The organism is Nonomuraea basaltis (assembly GCF_005893125.1).
In the GTDB taxonomy this organism is placed as follows: domain Bacteria; phylum Actinomycetota; class Actinomycetes; order Streptosporangiales; family Streptosporangiaceae; genus Nonomuraea; species Nonomuraea basaltis.
Genome location: NZ_VCJS01000069.1, coordinates 12,810 through 33,135 on the forward strand (window position 1 = coordinate 12,810; position 20,326 = coordinate 33,135).

21 protein-coding genes and 1 pseudogene are annotated in these 20,326 nt (G+C 68.6%); 10 read left to right on the forward strand and 12 right to left on the reverse strand.

Annotated features, from left to right (window positions below):
* Window positions 1–85 precede the first annotated feature (85 nt).
* Window positions 86–517: a VOC family protein gene (locus EJK15_RS29670; protein ID WP_138713769.1), complete on the forward strand. Its 432-nt coding sequence runs from the start codon at window positions 86–88 to the stop codon at window positions 515–517.
* A gap of 206 nt (window positions 518–723) precedes the next feature.
* Here EJK15_RS29670 and EJK15_RS29675 read toward each other — a convergent pair whose 3' ends face one another.
* Complete coding sequence (locus EJK15_RS29675) at window positions 724–1,272, reverse strand: GNAT family N-acetyltransferase (protein WP_138713770.1); 549 nt, start codon at window positions 1,270–1,272, stop codon at window positions 724–726.
* A 264-nt stretch (window positions 1,273–1,536) separates the two neighbouring features.
* Here EJK15_RS29675 and EJK15_RS73015 point away from each other — a divergent pair.
* Both EJK15_RS73015 and EJK15_RS29680 read left to right on the forward strand, forming a co-directional pair.
* Window positions 1,537–1,710, forward strand: a pseudogene (locus EJK15_RS73015) (argininosuccinate synthase); the annotation flags it as partial.
* A 2-nt stretch (window positions 1,711–1,712) separates the two neighbouring features.
* Window positions 1,713–2,030, forward strand: a complete 318-nt coding sequence (locus EJK15_RS29680; protein WP_138713771.1) for a hypothetical protein — start codon at window positions 1,713–1,715, stop codon at window positions 2,028–2,030.
* Here the strand turns inward: EJK15_RS29680 and EJK15_RS29685 are convergent.
* The 7 genes from EJK15_RS29685 to EJK15_RS29715 all read right to left on the reverse strand — a co-directional run bounded on the left by EJK15_RS29685 (window position 2,014) and on the right by EJK15_RS29715 (window position 6,639).
* Window positions 2,014–2,415: a hypothetical protein gene (locus EJK15_RS29685; protein ID WP_138713772.1), complete on the reverse strand. Its 402-nt coding sequence runs from the start codon at window positions 2,413–2,415 to the stop codon at window positions 2,014–2,016. The genes EJK15_RS29680 and EJK15_RS29685 overlap by 17 nt on opposite strands.
* Before the next feature lie 171 nt (window positions 2,416–2,586).
* Entirely contained in the window at window positions 2,587–3,501 is a 915-nt protein-coding gene (locus tag EJK15_RS29690) for an RNA polymerase subunit sigma-70 (RefSeq protein WP_138713773.1), read from the reverse strand.
* A 489-nt stretch (window positions 3,502–3,990) separates the two neighbouring features.
* Window positions 3,991–4,404 (reverse strand): SgcJ/EcaC family oxidoreductase, encoded by a 414-nt coding sequence (locus tag EJK15_RS29695; RefSeq protein WP_138713774.1) that lies wholly within the window; start codon window positions 4,402–4,404, stop codon window positions 3,991–3,993.
* Window positions 4,405–4,674: 270 nt separating this feature from the next.
* Window positions 4,675–5,214 (reverse strand): DUF1062 domain-containing protein, encoded by a 540-nt coding sequence (locus EJK15_RS29700; protein WP_240777293.1) that lies wholly within the window; start codon window positions 5,212–5,214, stop codon window positions 4,675–4,677.
* A 174-nt stretch (window positions 5,215–5,388) separates the two neighbouring features.
* Complete coding sequence (locus tag EJK15_RS29705; RefSeq protein ID WP_138713776.1) at window positions 5,389–5,763, reverse strand: VOC family protein; 375 nt, start codon at window positions 5,761–5,763, stop codon at window positions 5,389–5,391.
* Window positions 5,764–5,917: 154 nt separating this feature from the next.
* Entirely contained in the window at window positions 5,918–6,139 is a 222-nt protein-coding gene (locus EJK15_RS29710) for a helix-turn-helix domain-containing protein (protein WP_138713777.1), read from the reverse strand.
* On the reverse strand, window positions 6,139–6,639 hold the full coding sequence (locus EJK15_RS29715; RefSeq protein ID WP_206061169.1) for a DUF2975 domain-containing protein: 501 nt from the start codon (window positions 6,637–6,639) through the stop codon (window positions 6,139–6,141). Before EJK15_RS29715 ends, EJK15_RS29710 begins: the two co-directional genes overlap by 1 nt.
* Before the next feature lie 292 nt (window positions 6,640–6,931).
* Between EJK15_RS29715 and EJK15_RS29720 the strand changes: the two genes are divergently transcribed.
* Window positions 6,932–8,287 carry an FAD-binding oxidoreductase gene (locus EJK15_RS29720; RefSeq protein WP_138713778.1) on the forward strand — a complete coding sequence of 452 codons (1,356 nt, stop codon included), beginning with the start codon at window positions 6,932–6,934 and terminating at the stop codon, window positions 8,285–8,287.
* Between the two features lie 44 nt (window positions 8,288–8,331).
* Here the strand turns inward: EJK15_RS29720 and pdxR are convergent, their stop codons facing one another.
* Window positions 8,332–9,786, reverse strand: coding sequence for a MocR-like pyridoxine biosynthesis transcription factor PdxR (pdxR, locus tag EJK15_RS29725; RefSeq protein WP_206061170.1), 1,455 nt, complete (start codon window positions 9,784–9,786; stop codon window positions 8,332–8,334).
* A 453-nt stretch (window positions 9,787–10,239) separates the two neighbouring features.
* Here pdxR and EJK15_RS29730 point away from each other — a divergent pair, with 453 nt between their 5' ends.
* The 3 genes from EJK15_RS29730 to EJK15_RS29740 all read left to right on the forward strand — a co-directional run bounded on the left by EJK15_RS29730 (window position 10,240) and on the right by EJK15_RS29740 (window position 14,061).
* Window positions 10,240–11,088 carry a phosphotransferase gene (locus EJK15_RS29730; RefSeq protein ID WP_138713780.1) on the forward strand — a complete coding sequence of 283 codons (849 nt, stop codon included), beginning with the start codon at window positions 10,240–10,242 and terminating at the stop codon, window positions 11,086–11,088.
* A 278-nt stretch (window positions 11,089–11,366) separates the two neighbouring features.
* Window positions 11,367–12,158 carry an SDR family oxidoreductase gene (locus EJK15_RS29735; protein WP_138713781.1) on the forward strand — a complete coding sequence of 264 codons (792 nt, stop codon included), beginning with the start codon at window positions 11,367–11,369 and terminating at the stop codon, window positions 12,156–12,158.
* A gap of 271 nt (window positions 12,159–12,429) precedes the next feature.
* The gene (locus EJK15_RS29740; protein ID WP_138713782.1) at window positions 12,430–14,061 is read left to right on the forward strand and encodes an FAD-dependent oxidoreductase; all 1,632 of its coding nucleotides are present in this window, start codon (window positions 12,430–12,432) and stop codon (window positions 14,059–14,061) included.
* Between the two features lie 20 nt (window positions 14,062–14,081).
* Here EJK15_RS29740 and EJK15_RS29745 read toward each other — a convergent pair whose 3' ends face one another.
* Both EJK15_RS29745 and EJK15_RS29750 read right to left on the reverse strand, forming a co-directional pair.
* Window positions 14,082–14,771: a phosphotransferase gene (locus EJK15_RS29745; RefSeq protein ID WP_206061171.1), complete on the reverse strand. Its 690-nt coding sequence runs from the start codon at window positions 14,769–14,771 to the stop codon at window positions 14,082–14,084.
* A 374-nt stretch (window positions 14,772–15,145) separates the two neighbouring features.
* Complete coding sequence (locus tag EJK15_RS29750) at window positions 15,146–15,541, reverse strand: nuclear transport factor 2 family protein (RefSeq protein WP_138713784.1); 396 nt, start codon at window positions 15,539–15,541, stop codon at window positions 15,146–15,148.
* An 87-nt stretch (window positions 15,542–15,628) separates the two neighbouring features.
* Between EJK15_RS29750 and EJK15_RS29755 the strand changes: the two genes are divergently transcribed.
* A complete protein-coding gene (locus EJK15_RS29755; protein ID WP_138713785.1) occupies window positions 15,629–16,465 on the forward strand; it encodes a helix-turn-helix domain-containing protein in 837 nt (278 codons plus the stop codon).
* A gap of 146 nt (window positions 16,466–16,611) precedes the next feature.
* Window positions 16,612–17,247, forward strand: a complete 636-nt coding sequence (locus tag EJK15_RS29760; protein ID WP_138713786.1) for a MerR family transcriptional regulator — start codon at window positions 16,612–16,614, stop codon at window positions 17,245–17,247.
* 126 nt (window positions 17,248–17,373) lie between these two features.
* Here the strand turns inward: EJK15_RS29760 and EJK15_RS29765 are convergent, their stop codons facing one another.
* A complete protein-coding gene (locus EJK15_RS29765) occupies window positions 17,374–18,702 on the reverse strand; it encodes an ammonium transporter (protein ID WP_138713787.1) in 1,329 nt (442 codons plus the stop codon).
* Window positions 18,703–18,920: 218 nt separating this feature from the next.
* Between EJK15_RS29765 and glnT the strand changes: the two genes are divergently transcribed.
* Entirely contained in the window at window positions 18,921–20,321 is a 1,401-nt protein-coding gene (gene glnT / locus EJK15_RS29770) for a type III glutamate--ammonia ligase (RefSeq protein ID WP_240777294.1), read from the forward strand.
* Window positions 20,322–20,326 lie beyond the last annotated feature (5 nt).

A 20,326-nucleotide genomic window follows, 5' to 3' on the forward strand; every position in this document is an offset into this window, starting at 1 on the left:
TCCCCTTAGTGTCCTAATGTTAACATCACTACATTGACTTCCCGGCGCCCTTGCCGGGGCCGCTCTCAGGAAGGCAGCCCGCCCCATGACCGTTCTCGACTCGCCAATTCCGCGATTCCACCTGGCCATGCCGGTCGACGACCTGGCCGCCGCGCGCCGCTTCTACGGCGAGGTGCTGGGCCTGGAGCAGGGCCGCAGCGCGGACACCTGGGTGGACTGGAACCTGCACGGCCACCAGTTCGTCACCCATCTGGCGCCGGCCCGGGCGCAGCGGATCCACAACCCTGTCGACGGCCACGACGTCCCGGTGCCGCACTTCGGCCTGATCCTGACGATCCCGGAGTTCCGCAAGCTCGCCGACCGGCTGCGAGCAGCAGGCACCGCGTTCGTGATCGAGCCCTATGTGCGCTTCGAGGGGCAGACCGGCGAGCAGTGGACGATGTTCCTGCTCGACCCGGCGGGCAACGCCCTGGAGTTCAAGGCGTTCGCCGACGACTCTCAAGTCTTCGCCGTCTGACGAGACGCTACGGGATGCTCGATCGCGACGCTGAGGGCGGTCAGCCGGACAATCGTGCCGCCGGGCCTACTCGGGGGGGAACCGCCGGGATACCGCCTGCGCACCCCGCACGCCGCCGATTGCCCGTGCGCCCAAACCCCGCCGCACCACCTGACCAGCTACACCCGGTCACAGCCCGGCATATCCACGAAGCCCCAACACGAAGATCAGAGGTAGGCCTTCGAAGCCGGCTTCCAATCCTGGACGAGGAGCCCGAGCAGCACCTCGTCCAGGAACTCGCCCATCACCCAGGCCGAGGAGCGCAGCACGCCCTCGCGGACGAAGCCGTTGCGCTCGGCGGAGCGCAGCATCGCGGCGTTGTCCGAAAGCGTCTCGATCTGCAGTCGCTGCAGGCCGCGCACGACGAAACCGTAGTGGCACAGCGCCGCGACCACGTCGGTGCCGTAGCCCTTGCCGCGGGCCGACGGCAGCAGCCCTAGCCCAATGTGCGCGGACCGGTTGTGGTTGTCGATGCCCCACAGCGTCGCGGTGCCGACCAGCGTGCCGCCGTCCAGCTCCACGACCGAGAACGGGACGTGCCCTTGCTCCTTGTCGTCCACCACGAGCCGCGGATCCTTCGAGCCGGGTGTGATCGGCCGCCACGGCCGGCCTTCGGCCCGCGAGGAGTTGACCACGTCGTCGTAGAGCTCGGCCCGCAGGATCGGAATGTCGTCCTCGTACCGGGCTCTGAGCCCGACCTTGTTACCTCTTAGCATGCAAGCTTCCTATCCGACCGGGCTGTCCGGCGGCAAACCAAGCCCATCGTGACCGGTGCTCTCTACCGAGTTCGCAGACAACACGCCGTGCCTCATTCGCCACAATCCGCTATGTGGTGATACATCACCCGAGCCATTGGATGCGGCATTCGCGAAGATCGGAGGTTAAAAGACAAGCTCACAGCTTGTCTTTTAACCTCTTATCTTCACATTTGCCCTGGCTGGCGCTGATGGTGATCTATCGCGCGTAGTCGAAGACCGGCGGCGGGACTCGGCGTGGTCGGCACCCCGCATCCGGCCTTGATCGGTGCCGCCAGGACGACTAGCCTGATCGCCGTGCTGCCGGAAGGTGGGGCCGAGGCGATCGCGTCACGCGGGAAGAGCCTCGACCACGACGAGCTGCCAGACCACGCCGCCATGGAGTTTGGGACCGACTGACGATGAGCGCGGAAGAGGATTTCAAGCAGGTCGGCGCCGAGCTGGCCGACCTGGGTGTACGGATCTCCAGGATGATGGGGAGTCCCGCGCTCAAAGATCAGGCGGGAAAGGTGTTCGCGAGCCTGCAGCGCGACGGCGCGATGGTGTTCCGGCTGGTCAGGGACACCCCCGAACACACAGCTGCGCTCCAGCTGGCCGGGGCGTCCCTGTTCGACCCCTCGGAGCAGGGCAGGGCGATAAAGGACTGGGTGGTCGTGCCCCACTCCTCGGCCGAGAAATGGACGGATCTGGCCGAGGCCGCCCTCAGCCGCCCGCGCTGATCAGTAGGCCACGTCGACGGTCACTCATCGTGCCATCCCCATTCGCCGAAAACGCGAGGTCCTGGCGCGGGTCGGTCCACGCCTCTGTGACGCGGCCGCCCGGCAGTGCGATATCCAACTGTCGGCACCAAGATCGCGTCGGCGTCCATCCCTCGGCCGGCGTGAAGTTCACACGAAGTCGGCGGGCCGAGCGGGGAACCGGCCCGCCCAGGTAGCGAGTTCCATGCGCGGCCGTCTCGCCGTCTGAATCGAAAGCACCGCCATTGTCGTCGCGGTAAGGGGTGCCAAGGTCATCCTCAGTGGACAGCGTCCAATACCAGAAGAACGGTCCCTTGGTTTCCATCTCGTGTTGCCGCAGTCCGGGAACGAACTCATAGTGCAGCACGTGCGAAGATCAGAGGTTAAATGACAAGGCTTAGACCGTATTCCACAAAATGCAGACGTTGGCCACTGGGCGCCCAACGCCACGAACGCGGCCGTATCCGGAGCGAACGCGGACACCGCTGGGGCCGACCAGCCCCAGCGGCATAACACGCGAAAGCGAACGGTCACCGCATTAGGCCTCGGCGATGGCAAGTCCCTGGTCGTCGAGCCTGACCGCCAGGCCGAAAGTCGCGTAGACGTTGGAATCCTGGAACACCGAATTCCGGCTGATGCCCTCGTCGGTGACGGTGAAGATCTGGAGCGTGTGCAGGTCGTACCCGTCGCCGACGCGCTGATAGGCGGCGAATCCGGGCTGGCCACCGTTGGCCGCGACCTCCTTGAGAAGCCAGTCCTTCCCGGCCACCCCGAAGACCCATTCCATGAACAGGCCGTAGTTGCTGCGGCCGGAGAACCAGTTGAGCATCGGCGGCATCTCCATGAGCACGTCCTCGGTGAGCAGCCGCTTGAGGCCCTCGACGTCGGCGAGCTCGAACGCCTTCATGTAGCGCTCGACCCAGGCGCGCTGCTCGGCCGCGGACGGCTCGCTGACCTGTTCCTGCCGGACCCCGACGTCCTTCATGCGGGTACGCGCCCGCTGCAGGGAACTGTTCACCGACACGACGGTGGTGCCGAGGATTTCCGCCGTCTCGGACCCGGAGAAGCTGAGCACGTCACGCAGGATCAGCGCACCGCGCTGACGCGCCGACAGGTGCTGCAGGGCGGCGGCGAACGCCAAGCGCAGGCTGCTGCGGTCGATCACGGCCCCAGCCGGATCGCCCGCGTCCAGCAACGAGTCCGGCAAGGGCTGGAGCCAGGCGGCGTGCTCTCCCTGGACGAGCGGCCCGAGCGGATCCGACGCGGCCACCAGCCCCGACGGCAGCGGTCGGCGACCGTGAACATCCAGGGCGGTCAGGCAGGCGTTCGTCGCGATCCGGTAGAGCCAGGTGCGCAGTGAGCTGCGAGTATCGTCGTACTGCTCCCGCGCCCGCCACGCCCTCAGGTACGTGTCCTGGACCAAGTCCTCTGCGTCGTGCGCCGAGCCGAGCATCCGGCAGCTCCGTCCGGAACGGTTCGATCCGACGATCGAAGCCTTCTTCCCTCGACATCACGCCACGCCCCATCTCCGCTGCCGCCACGACCACCCTTCCTGGCGACGTGCAGTGACCTATCCGGCTATGGGCGGATAGGTCACCACGCGGTCATCAACGGCCTGGCCACGGTATAAGTCCAGATTTGGATAAAGAACAAGCTTAGTTCCTGTTTCTGACCTCACTCGTAAGTAGGGGCATGACGAATATCGGAACGAAAAGTCCCGCCAAGGCGGCCGGGATCAAGGCCCTTGGCGGGACTTTTCGTTCGGATGCGTCTCAGGGGTCGTCCGGGTTGCATCTGATGCAAGGTCCGAGGCGCCTACGGGAGGCCTCTGGCTATCGGGAAGTGAAGTTCCCGCAGCTCAGAGCGATGCAGGGCTTACCGGGACTTTCCGGTCCGATGTTCGTCATGGCACTACACGGTCCTGCCGGTAACAGGGAAGGGTTCACTGCCCAGGCGCCAGCACCGGGCTGTTGTGATACGCGGCGATCAGCCACTGGCCGTCCCGCTTCTCGAAGACCCACGTCGCGTTCACCTTACGCGGGTCGTCCGGAACCTCGGTCTCGCCGGGGAACAGAATGGCGGATTCACTGATGACGATCGCACCGTCCCTGCCGACGAACCGGATGCTGAGCTGCTTGTTGTAGGTCGAGCTGCCCTTGAGCGGCCCCTCGAAGCCCAGGGCCATGTTCTGACGGATCACGTCACGGCTGTCGCGGAGCGAGCCGGTCATAATGGCGGTCGCGTCCGCGGTGTAGTTGGCGACCATGCCGTCGGCGTTGCCAGCCTCCCACGCCTTGTAGGACTCAACCAGCACGGCCTGGATAGCGGCCTCGTCTTCCGCACGACTGTCTGACATCGGATTCTCCCTTGTGATCGGTTCGCCCGGGGTATTCCGGCGAGCTCGTCATACATACCGGCGGTGGGGTCGGAACTCATCGCGGCGGACGAGAACTTTCTCTTGCGTCTTCAAGGGCGGCCTGACGGCCGCCGTCCCGCCGGGCGTGCGGCCTCATCAGGGCCGCCTTCGCGCTATGGCAGTCGTCTGGATCCGCGTCGACCCGACCAAGGCAGAACACGGCACAGCCGTGTTCTGCCTTGGCGGAGAGCGTCGCACCGACACCTGGACCTATTGAACCGACCACACCAGGACGAATGAGAAATCCAGTTTCGTCCTGCGGTTCAGCGGGATATCGATCTTGACTCTGTGCGTGATCTCATTACGGCTGATGCCTAATCCATGAGCGATGAGCCGTTCGGGACGGACTGGCACGGGATCGTCGAAGGTGACCGTGATCTGAAGGGGCCACGGATCCTCGGGAACGGGAGGTGCGTGGAGTTCCCAGCACCCGTCCCAATCGAGCGCGAACCGGTTGCGCCGGGCGATCAACGGGTCGAGAAGGGTATCCACGACGAGGGAAGGCGAGTTGGCCGAGTAACCGGCCAGAAGGTCAGCGGGCAGTGAGCGGACCGGGACGCGATCGTGGACGGTGAGCTTGCTGGTCCGGCCACAGGAAACGCAGTTGACCAGGAGCCAGACGTCGAGAAGTTTGCCGTTGGCGTTGACGCGGAAACTGCCGTTGCCGATGGTGGCGCGGCCGGAGGGGCAGGCCACGCACCGGAGGGCGAGCAGAGGCAGGTGGGTGCGCCGCACCGCCCAGGGCAGCACGATATGAGGATGTGAAGACATGATCTCTCTGAAGACCTGACGAAGAGCACGGAAAACAGAGCCGACGGCGTCGTCGGCGACCGATGCGCAGGGAAGATGTCAGGTCTAAAGAGCAGGCGGCGTCATGCGCGCGAAGTCCTCACATAGGGGTCGTTAGCCGGTGCGGGCCGATGCTCAGCTCAGGCGGGCTCGCAGGAGGCAGAATTCGTTGCCTTCGGGGTCGGCCAGGACGTGCCAGGGCTCCTCGCCGGTCTGGCCGACGTCGGCCGGGCGCGCCCCGAGCTTCAGGAGGCGTTCGAGTTCGGCGTCCTGATCGCGGTCGGTGGCGTTGACGTCGAAGTGCATCCGCAGCCTGCCCGTCTTGGGCTCGGTAGTGGGGCAGAAGACCAGAGTCGGCTGCAATCCGCCGAACCCTTCCCGTGGTCCGATCTCCACCGCGCCGGCGTCCTCGGTATCGAGCACGATGAAGCCCAGCACCTCGCACCAGAACGCCGCCAGCCGTTGCGGGTCCAGGCAAGGGATGATCAGTTCTGAAATGCGACAAGCCATGATCGGCACCCTACCGGGCATCAACCGCACGCAGCCAATCCTTAAACGGCCCAGGGCCGCGACGCAGTGGGCACCCGGGAGCGGCGGGCCGGCCCCATCCGCGCCCGGGCTGCCTTGCCGCCCCGGACCTTGATCAGTTGGCCGTGGAAGCGAGTCACCCGTCCGCGGCGTCCTCGGCCTCCCAGCGCAGCAGGTCTCCCGGCTGGCACTCGAGCGCCTCGCAGAGCGCGTCGAGCGTCGTGAAGCGCACCGCCTTGGCACGGCCGTTCTTGAGCACCGCCAGGTTGGCGGGCGTGATCCCGACGCGGTCCGCGAGCTCGCCCACGGACATCTTCCGCTTGGCCAGCACCACGTCGATGTCGACGACGATCGGCATCAGATCACCTCGTCCAGCTCGGCCTGCATCTGCGCCGCCTCGACGTCGCGCGCGACAGCCTGGGCCAGCAGCATCCGCAGCACGAGCACGATGAGCGCGACCCCCAGGATCGCCACGCCGGCCCCGCCTATCAGGAGGACCATGCCCGGGGGGACGGGGTCGCCCGGCGCCAGGATGACCCCGAGTGCGAACATCAGGAAGGCGGCCGCCACGATCGCGCCGATCACGACGTCCACGTACCGGAAGGCGGCGTGGGAGAACACCGTTCCGCGTCGCACCATCGTCGCCAACCGCCACACGCAGACCAGGACGACCTGGACCGTCACGACGCCCAAGACCGTGATCACGAGGAACGGGGTGCGCAGGTGCGCGAGGTCCGCGTTGAGCGCCTCCAGGTCAATGGCCAGCAGCGGCACCATCGCTGTCTGCACGAACACCGAGCCGGCGAGCAGCGCCACGAGCATGGCGCGCAGCGTGAGCACTGTCAGCTTCCCCATCATCTCTCCCTCGATCGATCTACGATGGAAATCTATCGATATTCGATAGATTTAGCAAGAGATCGGACATGACGACAGCTCTGCCCGGCCTCAGAACCGCATCGGCGCCTGCAGGTCGGGGTGGTCCAGAGCGTTGCCGAGGGCGGTCAGCGTGCCGTGTTCTCCTGCACAGGCTCACGCTCGCCACTCGTACCGAACTCGATGAGCAGATCCTCGGCCGGTCCTGAATTGGTCCTCAATTGGCCTACTGGATCGGACCATGACGCGTGTACCGATTCCTGCCAGGCTGAGTGGCATGACAACGACAGCGACCCGCTTCGACGGCCGGCTCCTCACGCCTGGCGACGCCGGCTACGACACCGCCCGTACCGTCTGGAACGCCATGGTCGACCGGCGCCCACGCATGATCGTCCGTGCGGCGGGCGTCGCCGACGTGGTCGCCGCCGTGCGGATGGCCCGGGAACTGGACCTCGAGATCGGCGTGCGCTGCGGCGGCCACAACGTCGCCGGCTTCGCCGTGCCTGACGGTGGTCTCATGATCGACCTGACGCCCATGGGCGGCGTGCGGATCGACCCGGCCCGTCGCCGGGCCCGGGTGCAGGGCGGCGCGCTGCTCGGCGCGCTGGACCGGACGTCCCAGGCGTACGGCCTGGCCACCACCGCCGGCAACGTCTCGCACACCGGCGTCGGCGGGCTCACGCTCGGCGGCGGCATGGGCTGGCTGGCCCGCCAGTACGGCCTGGCCTGCGACAACGTCGTCTCCTACACGATGGTAACCGCCGAGGGGGACGTGGTGACCGCGAGCCGCACCGAGAACCCCGACCTGTTCTGGGGCCTGCGCGGCGGTGGTGGCAACTTCGGCATCGTCACCGAGTTCGAGTTCCAGTTGCATCGCACCGGCACGCGGACGCTGGTCGCCGAGTTCGACTTCCGCGCCGAGGACGCCGTGCCGGTCATCGAGGGCTGGCGCGACCTGAACGCCGTCGCGCCCCGGCAGGCGACGTTCACCGCCAGTGTCGGCAGCGGTCCCGCCGGCCCGATAGCCACGCTGGGGTTCGTGTGGGTCGGCGACCCGGCCGAGGGCCGCCGGCTGCTCCCCGCGATGCGGGCGCTCGGGCGTCCGGTCGCGTCGCGCGTCACCACACCGTCGTACCTCGAACTTCAGCAACGCGACGACTCCACCGGCGGCCACGCCTACCGCCGCTATTCCAAGGGGCACTACCTGCGGCGATTCCCCACCGCGGCGATCGAGGCGTTCCTGCTGCGCGGCGGCACCGACCTGAGCGGGAGCCCGTACCTGCCGGGCGTCGGCCTGCAGGCGCACGGCGGCGCGATCGCCGATGTCCCGGAAGCAGACGCGGCGTTCAGCCACCGCGGCACGATGTTCGAGTTCGGTGCCGGCTCCCGCTGGACCGACCCGGCCGAGGACGACGCCAGGATGGGTGCCGCCCGCGCCGCCGGTGCGTCGCTCGAGCCGTACGCGAGCGGGGTGTACGTCAACTCGTTGACGGCCGACGAGCTGGCCGATGGGCAGCGCGGCGTGCGGCGGGCGTACTCGGCCGTGAAGCTGGCCCGGCTGACCGCGGTGAAGACCGCGTACGACCCGGCCAACGTGTTCCACCTGAACCAGAACATCCGCCCGGCACACTGATGCGCATGTCCTGGATGTGCCACCGGCGGAGCGCCTGCGCGGGATCAGGGTCCCCGTACCTCCCGGATGGCCGTCGCCAGCAGCGCGACCCCCTCGGCGATGGCGGCCTCGCCGAGAATGGCGTAGCCGAAGATGAGGCCACCCGGTCCGGTGCCGGCGATCCGGTACGGGCCGACGCCGTGGATGCCAAGCCCGTGCCGGGCGGCGGCCGTCACCACCGCCGCCTCGTCGAGGTCGGGCGGGAGCCAGGCGACCACATGCTGCCCGGCGGCGACCCCGGCCGGTTCCAGATCGGGCAGGCGAGTGCGCAGGGCGTTCAGCAGCGCGTCGCGGCGGCGGCGGTACACCGGACGCATCCGGCGCAGGTGGCGGTCGAACTCGCCGCGCACGAGGAAGTCGGCGAACGTCAACTGGTCGATGACCGGCGAACCGCGGTCGGCGAGCACCTTTGCCGCGGCGACGTCGGCGACCAGCTGGGGAGGCACTACCAGCCAGCCGAGCCGCAACCCCGGCGCGAGCGTCTTGCTGGCCGTACCGCAGTAGACGACATGATCGGGCGCCAGGCCCTGCATGGCGCCCACCGGCGACCGGTCGTAGCGGTACTCCGCGTCGTAATCGTCCTCGACCACGATCGCGCCGCGGCGCTTCGCCCAGCGGATCACCTCGGCCCTCGCCGCAGCCGACAGTAATCCCCCGGTGGGCCACTGGTGCGACGGCGTGAGCACGACCGCATCGGCGTCGGCCCGGTGGAGCGCCTCGACCTGAACGCCGTCCGGACCCACCGGGATGCCGACCACGTCCAGACCGGCGGCGCCGGCCAGCACCCGGGCGTCGTCGTTGGGCGACGGGTCTTCCAGGGCGATCCGCCTGGCGCCGTGCCGGACGAGCACCTGGATCAGCAGCGAGATGCCCTGCCCATAGCCGTTGCAGATCACCACGTTGTCCGGGACGGACGATGTGCCGCGCACCCGGTTGAGGTAGTCGCACAGGGCACCGTGCAGTTCCGGCACGCCACGGCCGTCGAGGTAGGCGAACCGGTCGTTGGGCGCGGTGGTGAGCACGGTACGAACCGAGCGCAGCCAGGCGGCCCGCGGGAACTGCGACACGTCGGTGCGCCCGTACCCGAAGTCGACCCTGAAGCCGGCCCTGAAACCGGCCCTGAAACCGGCACTGCGCGCGGCCGGCTGCGTCATCGAAGCCGCGGAGCCCCCGCCGGCGGCGGCTGGCGGCATCGACGCGGCGACCTGGGTGTAACCGCCCGATCGGCTGGCGAGGTAGCCCTCGGCCACGAGCTGCTGGTAGGCCTCCACGACCACCCCGCGGGAAACCCCGAGGCCGGCCGCGAGGGTGCGGGTGGGTGGCAGCGACGCGCCCGCGCGCAGCCGACCGGCCCGGATGCTGGCGCGGATGGACCCCTCGATCTGCCGGTGCAGTGGCACCCCGGCGTCGCGGTTCAGCTCGATGAGCAGGTCCTCGGCCGGCCCTGAATTGGTCCTCAATCGGCCCACAGGATGGGACCTTATAGGCCTGTTCCGATTCCTGCCAGGCTGAGCGACCTGCCGGGTCCCTCGGTGGCGAGAGCGCCTGGCTGGCGGGGGTGGTGGCCGCCCGATGGCAGCAGGCCCGGTGAACAGTCGGTGGCTACGCCGCTGGCTGCGCGCGGTCGAGGCTCCCACACTGGTCCTCGGTCGGCGTCTGCGGCTGCGTCCCCGGCGTCGATCAGCCGCTCCGGCGACAGGCGGGCGCTGCCCGCAGTGGGGCCGGGCCCAGCTCACCGGCTAGGGCGGCGGCCGGCTCAGCGGAGAAGAACAGGCAGGTGCTGTCGGTAGGGCGTCCGGGGCCGGCTTGGCTGGGTTGTGGTGGGTTGGCGGGTGTGCCGAGTGATCTTCGCGTAGACATTGGGGACGTCGTTGTTGTCCCCAGACGTGTACTCAAGATTGAGGGAGGACGGTATGGACGCATCGGAAGTCCGTCGCGCAGTTGAGGCCGGGAGGGCGACTGCCTCTGCGCTGGGCCTTCAGGTCGACGATGTGGTCGTCATCAACAACTCGGACCGCATCGCGTTGCGCCTGGTCCCTTGCGATGTTCTTGCTCGGGTCGCACCCTCAGCGCATCGAGCTGGTTCCCAGTTCGAAGTAGAGGTTGCTCGCCGTCTCGCCGAAGTCGATGGTCCGGTGGCTGAGCTTGAGCCTCGGGTCGAACCCCGAGTCTATTTGCGTGATGCCTTCGCTATCTCGCTCTGGACCTACTACGAACCTGTGGGATCAGAGATCGCGCCGGCCGACTACGCAGGCGCGCTTATGCGGCACCATGCCGCCCTGCGCCAGGTCGATCTGGGGGCACCGCACTTCACCGATCGAGTCGCCGGTGCACTGAGTGAGGTGGGCGACCGAGAGCAGACTCCAGCGCTGCTCGGTCCCGACCGGGAACTCCTCAGCAACACACTCAGTAGCCTGAGCACCGCGATCAGCGGCGGCGAAGCCGACGAGCAGCTGTTGCACGGTGAGCCGCATCCGGGCAACCTGCTCAAGACGAGGAGAGGGCCGCTCTTCGTAGACCTCGCGACGTGTTGCCGTGGGCCGATCGAGTTCGACCTCGCCCATGCCCCCGAAGAAGTTGGAGAGCACTATCCGGGGGCTGACCACGACCTGATTCACCAGTGCCGCATCCTCATGTGGGCGTTGTTCACGACCTGGCGCTGGCGCCGAGACGACCAGCTGCCCAACGGGCACTACTGGAGAGTGGAGGGGCTCAACCAGGTTCGAGCTGCACTCGATCGCTACGGACTGGACCGGGCTTGACGGGACTGTACGAAGTTGATGTGTTCCCACTGCAGTGGGCTGAGGTGAGCCCGGACCTCCGGGCTTCCCCCAGATGGGCCACGTGCAGCAGGTGCATCGACTTGGAGATCCGCCCGTAGTGCGCGAACGCGCGGCCCAGGTCGATCCACCGCTGCTGGGCATCGGAGATGTCAGCACCCGTGACCGTGGGCGCGGCACGATCATGGCGCGAGCTCAACCTGCCGAACAAGCCGGCTGCGGTATTGAAACAGGTTGCAGTTCATCCCTAGGGTGAGGGCATGATCCTGGACCGCTTCCAGATCCCCGGCGCCGCCGCGGTCGTCACCGGCGCGGGCCGGGGCATCGGCGCGGCCACCGCCGTCGCGCTCGCCCAGGCCGGAGCGGACGTCGCGATCTGCGCCCGCACCGAGGGCCAGTTGCGTGCGGTCGCCGAACAGGTGGAGAAGGCCGGCAGGCGGGCTCTGGTTGTGCCCGCCGACCTGGCTCTCCCTGGCGCTGCCGAGGCGCTCGCGGAGCGGGTCGCGGCCGCCTTCGGGCGGCTGGACGTGGTCGTCAACAACGTAGGCGGCGCGTTGCCCCGCGCCTTCCTCGACACGAGACGAAAGCATCTTGAGAACGCGTTCCAGTTCAACGTCGGCGTGGCGCACGAGCTCACCGCGGCCGCCGTCCCCCATCTGCTGGAGAGCGGTGGCGGCGCGGTCGTGAACATCTCGTCCGCCGTGGGCCGCGTGGCGGGCCGCGGCTACCTGGCCTACGGCACCGCGAAGGCGGCCCTCGCGCACTACACCCGGCTGGCCGCCCTTGACCTGGCCCCCGCCGTACGGGTCAACGCGGTCGCCGTCGGCGCGGTCGCCACCTCCGCGCTCGACATCGTCATGAACGACGAGGACCTGCGCGCGCAGATGGAGCAGGCCACGCCGCTGCGGCGGATAGGCGAGCCGGAGGACGTGGCAGCCGCCGTGCTCTATCTGGTCTCCCCCGCCGCCCGGTACGTGACGGGCAAGGTGCTCGAGGTCGACGGCGGGATCGACCGGCCCAACCTCGACCTCGGGCTGCCCGACCTGTCATGACTTGGTGAGCACGTACGCCCGGCTGGGTCGATCGCGACGGTCACGTCTCCACCTCGTAGTCCACGCTGTGCCCGTGGAACGTGGCCCGCAGCACCGAGCCGGCCCTGCCCTCCGCCGCCGCCGGGGAGAGCGAGCGCACTGCTTGCGCTCGGCGCATCCTGTTGACTCGGCGAGCACTTATCACAGAGACTACGACCCCAACCGGACGAAACTGTCCGGTTAGGTGGGGTTCGCCTTCAGAGCCGTCGCTTGTGATCCGAAGGAAGCCGCGATGACCGATCAATGGGACAACCTCGTCGACGTCCTCATCGCGGGCTCGGGTGCGGCAGGCCTGTCCGCGGCCATCGCCGCGGCCGACCGCGGGCTGGACGTCATGGTGGTGGAGAGCACCCCGCAATGGGGTGGCACCACCTCGGTCTCCGGTGGCGGACTGTGGATGCCGGCCAACCCGCTCATGCTCCGGGCCGGTGTCCAGGACTCCGCCGAGGAGGCTCTTCGGTACATGGACGACGTCATCGGCGACGCCGGACCGGCCTCCTCCCCCGAACGCAGGACGGCTTTCCTGCAGACCGTCCCCGAGGTCGTGACCTTCCTCGGCCGGCGTGGCGTCAGGTGGCGGAGATGCCCCGACTACCCCGACTACTACCCGGACCGGCCGGGTGGCAAGGTGGGACGCTCGATCGAGGTGGCTCCCTTCAACACCAAACTGCTCGGCGACTGGTACGCCACGGCACGCGCCAAAGACAGCGGCATCCCGCTACCGCTGACGACCGATGACGTGTGGCTGCTCGGCCGGGCCTGGTCCACCCCCAGCGGTTTCATCCGCGGCGCACAATTCGTCTTCCGCTCGCTCGGCGAGTACGCCAGTGGCAAGCGCCCGGTCGGCATCGGTGGCGCACTCGCCTGCTCGCTCATGCACATCGCCCGCAGCCGGCAGATCCCGGTCTGGCTCTCCGCGCCGATCGTCGACCTGGTCATGGACGGCGACAGCGTAGTAGGCGCGGTGGTCGAAAAGGACGGCCGGCAGCGGAGAATCCGTGCCCGGCACGGCGTCGTCCTGGCCGCCGGCGGTTTCGCGAACAACACCGAGTGGCGCCGGAAGTACCACGGCGTCCCCGGGTACTCCTCCGCCCCCGAAGGCGACCTGGGCACCGCCATTGAGGTGGGCGCCCGGGCGGGCGGCGCGCTGGCGCTCATGGACGACGCCTGGTGGGGCGCGGCCTTGGTCGGCCCCGATGGCAAGAGCAGCTTCCTCGTCTCCGAGCGGTCCTTCCCGTTCTCCATCGCGGTGGACGCAAACGGCGAGCGCTTCACCAACGAATCCGAGTCCTACATCGACTTCGGGCACGCCATGCTCCAGCATGACGTGCCCGGAGCGATGTGGCTGATCAGCGATGTCCGGCACGCGCGGCGCTACCTCAACACCGCCTACCTCGGCCGCAAGAAGGAGTGGATTCGGGCGGGTCTCCTCCTCGAGGCACCCTCCCTGCAAGCCCTGGCGGCGAAGATCGGCATCGATCCCGGACGGCTGACCGCGACCGTCGAGCGGTTCAACGGCTTCGCCCGTACCGGCGTCGACGTGGACTTCGGCCGCGGCCGCACCGTCTACGACAACTACTACGGTGATCCGCGGGTCAAACCCAACCCCAATCTGGGTCCTCTGGAGCGGGCTCCTTTCCGCGCTGTCCGCGTCTACCCGGGCGATCTTGGCACCAAGGGGGGACTGCTCACCGACGAGCACGCCCGTGTCCTGCGCGAGGACGGCTCACCCATCCCCGGCCTGTACGCGGCGGGCAACACGACCGCCTCCGTCATGGGCCGCACCTATCCCGGCCCCGGCTCCACCATCGCTCCCGCCGTCGTCTTCGGCTACCGTGCCGCGCAACATGCGGCATCCCGATGACGTGAACACCGCGACGCCGCTCACCCACGGGGACGGGCGTCCACCGTTCCGCCCGGTGCGGTCTGCTCACCCAGCAAGGCGCGCGCCCACAGCTCCTGGCGATGCTCGATGTAGTGGGTGTCGTTCAGCCAGGCGTTGCCGTGCCCCTCGCTCCAAAGCCTCGCCCACGGCTGGACATCGCGAACGGCTTGCTCTCGCAGGAAGTCGTGCATGGAGCGGGTACGGCGGGCCAGCAGGGGAACCAGGCGACGACGTTCGGCCTCATCGAGGCCGTAGGCGTCGACGAAGGCTCGGAGCCGTGCATCGGCGTCGCCGCGCTGCCAGTCCGGATGCGCTGACAAGGGGATGAAACCGTGGATGGCGTACGCGAGGTCCCACAAGCGTGAGCCGGGCGCGGCGGCGTCCCAGTCGATGAACACCCATTCGCCGGCGTCACCGGCCACCAGATTCCAGGGCGCGAGGTCATGGTGGGCGATGATGTCGTCCCCTTCGGCGGGGATGAGCGCTCGCCAGTGGGCGTCGGGCGGTGGGGTGAAGTCTTCGACCGCATCATGGAAGTCCCTGATGAGCCGCGCCACGTGCGCGAGCTGCCGTATGGGCTCCACCAGGGCGAACCAGTCGGGCCAGACGACCCTGCCGGGTGTGAAGGTGAGCACCTCACGGCCTTGGTCGTCGATGCCGAGCGGGCGAGGGGCCGCTCGGTATCCCACCTCGTGCAAGTGAGTGAGGAGCGCATGGACTGCGGGAGTCCACGGCCCTGCTGGACGGCGGACGGTGTCTCCCACGCGGACGACCCCGTCGCTCACGTTTCCTCCGGACAACGGCTGCTCTTCATGCTGCACGGTTCCAGTTTCGTATATGACCATGACGGCCGGAACGGCTGGGCCGCGAACGCGTGTGGATCGTGCGGGTTCGCTGGACCGGCCGACCACATCGCCGCGCTCAACGTCTGCCGACGGGCGAGCGCGGTGTGGGCATTCGTCAACATGCCCAACGAGCCCGCCGTGGAAAGCGGGGTCAGTGCGTCCCGAGCCGGTCAGCCAGACCGGAACGCGAGACGCAAGCCCAGGGCTTCAGCCCGGCTTCAGCCCTGGGTCGTTGACAGCATCCCGTTGGGGATTTCCGCAGAGTCCGGTACGGGTTGGACGACGTCCCAGTGCTCGGCGATCAGGCCTTCCTCCAGTCGCCAGATGTCGACGACAGCGGTGTCCCGCTCATCGCCCGATGGAGTCATGAGGTAGTGCATGACCACGTACTGTCCGTCGGCGATGACGCGCTTGAGCTCCAACCTCGCACCCGCGACCGGGGCGTGCACGATGAAGTCGACGAACGCGTCCCGGCCGGAGGGGTTGCCTGGGCTGTGCTCGATGAAGTCCTCCCGCAGCAGGGTGCGCAGAATGTCCACGTTGCCCTTGGCGAACTCTGTGAAGCCTTCGAGAACGAGCTTTCTGTTGCGTTCCGTCTCATTGGTGTCTGTCATGTCGCGACCGTCGCAGTTCCGGGATGCCGCCGTCGATTACGTGCCTTGTAATGGCGACGGGGCTCCGGGACGGGATAGAACCGATCCATGTCAGCAGACCAGCCCGTCGGTGAGCTCCTACGCGAATGGCGCCATCGACGGCAGCTGAGCCAGCTCGATCTGGCCATCCAGGCGGGGGTCTCCAGCCGGCACGTCAGCTTCGTCGAGACCGGACGCACGATTCCCAGCCGTCCCATGGTCCTGCACCTGGCGGAACAGCTGCAGGTTCCGCTGCGAGAGCGTAACCGGCTCCTGGTCGCCGCGGGACACGCGCCGGTCTTCCAGACGCGCCCGCTGGACGCCCCGGATATGACCGCGGCGCGCGAAGCCCTCCAACAGATCTTGCGGGGGCATGAGCCGAATCCAGCGCTGGTGGTGGATCACTGTTGGAACTTGATACTCGCCAACTCCGCCGCCGAAGTGTTCCTGGACGGTGTCGCCCCCGCACTGCTCGAACCACCGGTCAACATGATGCGCCTGGGCTTGCATCCCGACGGGTTCGCGTCCCGTCTGCTCAACTTGGAACAGGTGCGAGGATTCCTCCTGCCACGGCTGGCGCGACAGGTGCAACGGACCGGGCATCCCCAGCTGAGCGATCTCTATGCGGAACTGGTCGCCTACGGCGTTCCTCACAAGCTCGAGCCGCCGGATCCGGCTGACATCGCCCTGCCCATCCGGATCCGGCATCGAGGGGCCGAGCTGAGCTTCTTCAATACGATCACCACGTTCGGTGCCGCCTTCGACATCACGCTCGAAGAGATCGCGGTCGAGGCGTACTTCCCCGCGGACCGGCCCACCGCCCTCGCACTGCGTGAACGGTACCCGATCAGTGACGCCGAGTACCGCAGCCCCCGAATAAGTGCACCGCCTCTGGGCCGGTCGTGATCTTCCGTGTTCGTGGTCGCGCCGGTTTGCGTTCGAGCGCGCTCGAAGCCATAGCGTCACCGCCATGACGACACAGACCTGGATCATCACCGGCGCGTCCCGCGGTTTCGGGCGCGAGCGCCGGCCCAGCGTCGCCAGGAGCCGTCTTGACTGACCGCAAGAGGGGAATCGCGAGCGTGCGGATGGCTGATCTGAGCGTGCAGACCGGGGTCTCGCTCCCCACGATCAAGTACTACCTGCGGGAAGGGCTGCTGTCTCCAGGACGGCCCGTAGGGCGCAACGAGGCCGAATACGACGCGGCGCACGTCCGCAGGCTCAAGCTCGTACGCACGCTCGTCGAGTACGGCGGTCTCAGCATCGCGGTCATCCGGGAGCTGATCGCGCACCTGGACGACCCGGACGTCAGCGGCGGGGACCTGCTGGGCGTCGCCCTGCTCACCGTGACCGCGCAGGACGACCCGCCGCCGGGCCCCGACCGGGACGCAGCCGAGCGCATCGTGGACGACCTGCTGCGGCGCAGGGGGTGGAAGGACCTCGACCAGCACCCGATGCGGCGCACCCTCATCGGGCTGGTGACCAGCCTCACGGAGCTGGGCCGCGAGGACATGCTGGAGGTGTTCGACGACTACTCCGTGGCCGCCGAGCGGGTGGCCGAGGCCGACCTGCGGGTCGTGGGCGACCCGGCCGACCGGGAGCGTGCGCTGGAGATCGTGGTGCTCGGTGACACCGTCCTGACCGCGTTGCGCCGGCTCGCCCAGGCGCACGGGGCGCCGAGGAAATGAGCATGGAAGGTGGCGGCGCCCGCCCCCGGAGAGTCCCCGCTTGAACACCATCGTCACGCGTGCGATGGCTAGGGACGCGTGGAACCCCGGCCCCCCACGGCCGGGGTTCCACGCATCCCGGCGCCGTCAGCCCACGACGTCGCTGACCTTGACCGGCTTGGCCGCGGTCCGGACCGCGGGTTGCGAGATCGCCGGCCCGAACGACTCCCCCGACATGTCGTAGGCGTTCTCGGCATGCACGGCCAGGTCGGCGCCGCTCGCCTCCTGCTCGTCGGAGAGCCGCAGGCCGATCACCTTCTTGAGCGCGAGAGCGAGCACGAGCGTCACCACGAACGAATAGGCCAGCACCGCCAGCGCGGCCACCGCTTGAGCGCCGAGGAGTCCCCAGCCGCCGCCGTAGAACAGGCCCGCGCGGCCGTTCGGGGCGTCCTCCGTGGCCAGGAAGCCGATCAGCAAGGTGCCGGCGACACCGCCGACGAGGTGCACGCCGACGACGTCCAGCGCGTCGTCGTAGCCCAGCTTGTACTTCAGCCCGATGGCGAGCGGGCAGATCACCCCGGCGACCGCGCCGACGGCGAGCGCGCCCATCGGGGAGACCGCCCCGCAGGCGGGAGTGATGGCGACCAGCCCGGCGATCGCGCCCGAGGCGGCGCCGAGGCTGGTGGCGTGCTTGTCGCGGATGCGCTCCACGAGCAGCCAGGCCAGCATCGCGGCGCAGGTCGCGTTGAACGTGGTCAGCAGCACCACGGAGGCGGCGTTTCCGGCCGCGAGGGCGGACCCGCCGTTGAATCCCATCCAGCCGAACCACAGGATGCCGGCGCCCAGCATGACCAGGGGCAGGTTGTGCGGGCGCGTGACACGGGGCCAGCTTCTCCGCCTGCCGATCACGAGCACCGCGGCCAGTGCGGCGACGCCCGCGTTGATGTGCACCGCCGTCCCTCCGGCGAAGTCGACCGCGCCGAGTTTGTTGACGATCCAGCCTCCGATGAGGCCGCCGTCGGCGGAGTCGAAGGCGAACACCCAGTGGGCGACCGGGAAGTACACCAGCACGGCCCACAGACCGGCGAAGACCAGCCAGCCGCCGAACGTGATCCGGTCGGCCAGCGCGCCCGAGATCAGTGCCACCGTGATGGCGGCGAACAGCGCCTGGAAGACCGCCACCAACGCGGGTGGCAGCGTCGCCTGTGGATCTTCCTTGAGCAGGTCGCCGAGCCCCAGGTGTTCGGTCACGTTCCCGAGCAACCCCAGCCCGCCGTACGAGTCGCCGAACACGGCCGAGTACCCGAACAGGGTCCAGAGCACCCCGACCACGGCGACCGCGCCGAACGTCATCATGATCATGTTGAGCACGCCACGCACACCGACCATGCCGCCGTAGAACAGCGCAAGGCCCGGCACCATGAGCAGGACCGCGGCGGTGCTCGCCAGGATCCACGCAGTACTTCCTGTATCCATCCCGGTCTCCTGAGGGTGGTCTGTGTTGCACCGCAGTAGACGGAGTGCTTGTTGCGCTCATCCGCCGCGCCAGTGAACTTCCTGTTACGCCCATCCAGCTCAGGCCCTCGGCGCCGCACGCTTTACGGGGTCGTAACGCCGCGGACACGCTCGCGCCGTTAACCCTCATGACACTGAGCGTAATGCCAGTGAACACGCCTTCTTGAGGGAGTAATCCCGTGACCGTCCCGCTCATCCCCGCTCCCACCGACGACGTCCCCGCCCCCGCAACGGGTCCCTGGAACCTTCCTGCCGTCACCGGCACCCAGTCCCTGGCCTCGATGGCCAAGGCGGACGGGGTGCGGTTCCTGCTGGCGACCTTCACCACGCTCACCGGCAAGCCGTGCGCCAAGCTGGTTCCGGTCGAGGCGGCCGACGCGCTGGAGAGCGAGGGCGTCGGCTTCGCCGGGTACGCGGCCGGCGCGATGGGCCAGCAGCCCCGCGACCCCGACGTGATCGCGATCCCGGACCTGCGGTCGTACACCCCGCTCACCTTCGTCCGGCCGGGTCTCGGCATGGTGCACTGCGACCCCTACGTCGAGGGCCGGCCGTACGCCTTCGCGCCGCGGGTCATCCTGCGCACACTGACGGAGCGGGCAGCGGCCGAGGGCATGTCCCTGGTGAGCGGCGCCGAGGTGGAGTACTTCCTGGTGCGGCGTGCCGAGGACGGCACGCTGCGCCCGGCCGACCCCCATGACGACGCCGTCCAGCCGTGTTACGACGCGCGGGGGCTGACCCGCATGTACGACCACCTCACGTCCGTCTCCGACGCGATGGTGCGGCTCGGCTGGGGCCCGTACGCCAGCGATCACGAGGACGGCAACGGGCAGTTCGAGCAGAACTTCCACCACGCCGACGCCCTCACCACGGCCGACCGGGTCGTCACCCTGCGCTATATCGTCCAGGTGCTGGCCGAGCAGCGCGGCATGACGGCGACGTTCATGCCCAAGCCGTTCACCGAACGCACCGGTAACGGGCTCCACATGCACCTGTCCCTTTGGGACGGCGACCGCCCGCTGTTCCCGGCTCCGGACCCGGCCGCCGACCCGTACGGCATGGGGCTGAGCCCCACCGCGTACGCCTTCGCCGGGGGGTTGATCGCCCACGCGCCGGCGATGCACGCCCTCTTCGCGCCGACCGTCAACTCCTACAAGCGCACCGGCGCCACGACCACCTCCTCCGGCGCCACCTGGGCGCCGCGCCAGGCGACCTGGGGCGGCAACGACCGTACCCACCTGGTACGAGTGCCCGACGGCGACCGGATCGAGCTGCGCGGCGGCGACGGATCGGCCAACTCCTACCTCGCCGCCGCCGCGACCCTCGGCGCCGGCCTGGACGGCGTGCGCCGCGGTCTCGATCCGGGCGCGCCGGGTGCGGCGGGCGGGCCCGCGCTGCCCCGAACGCTGCTCGACGCGGTGTACGCCCTGGAGGCCGACGAGGTGGTCCGCGGCGTCCTGGACGCCGTCGATCCCGCGGCCGGGGTCAGCGGCTACTACGCCGACCTGAAGCGTGAGGAGTTCTACGGCTGGCACAACACGGTGACCTCCTGGGAGATCGACCGCTACCTGACCGCCGTCTGAACGCC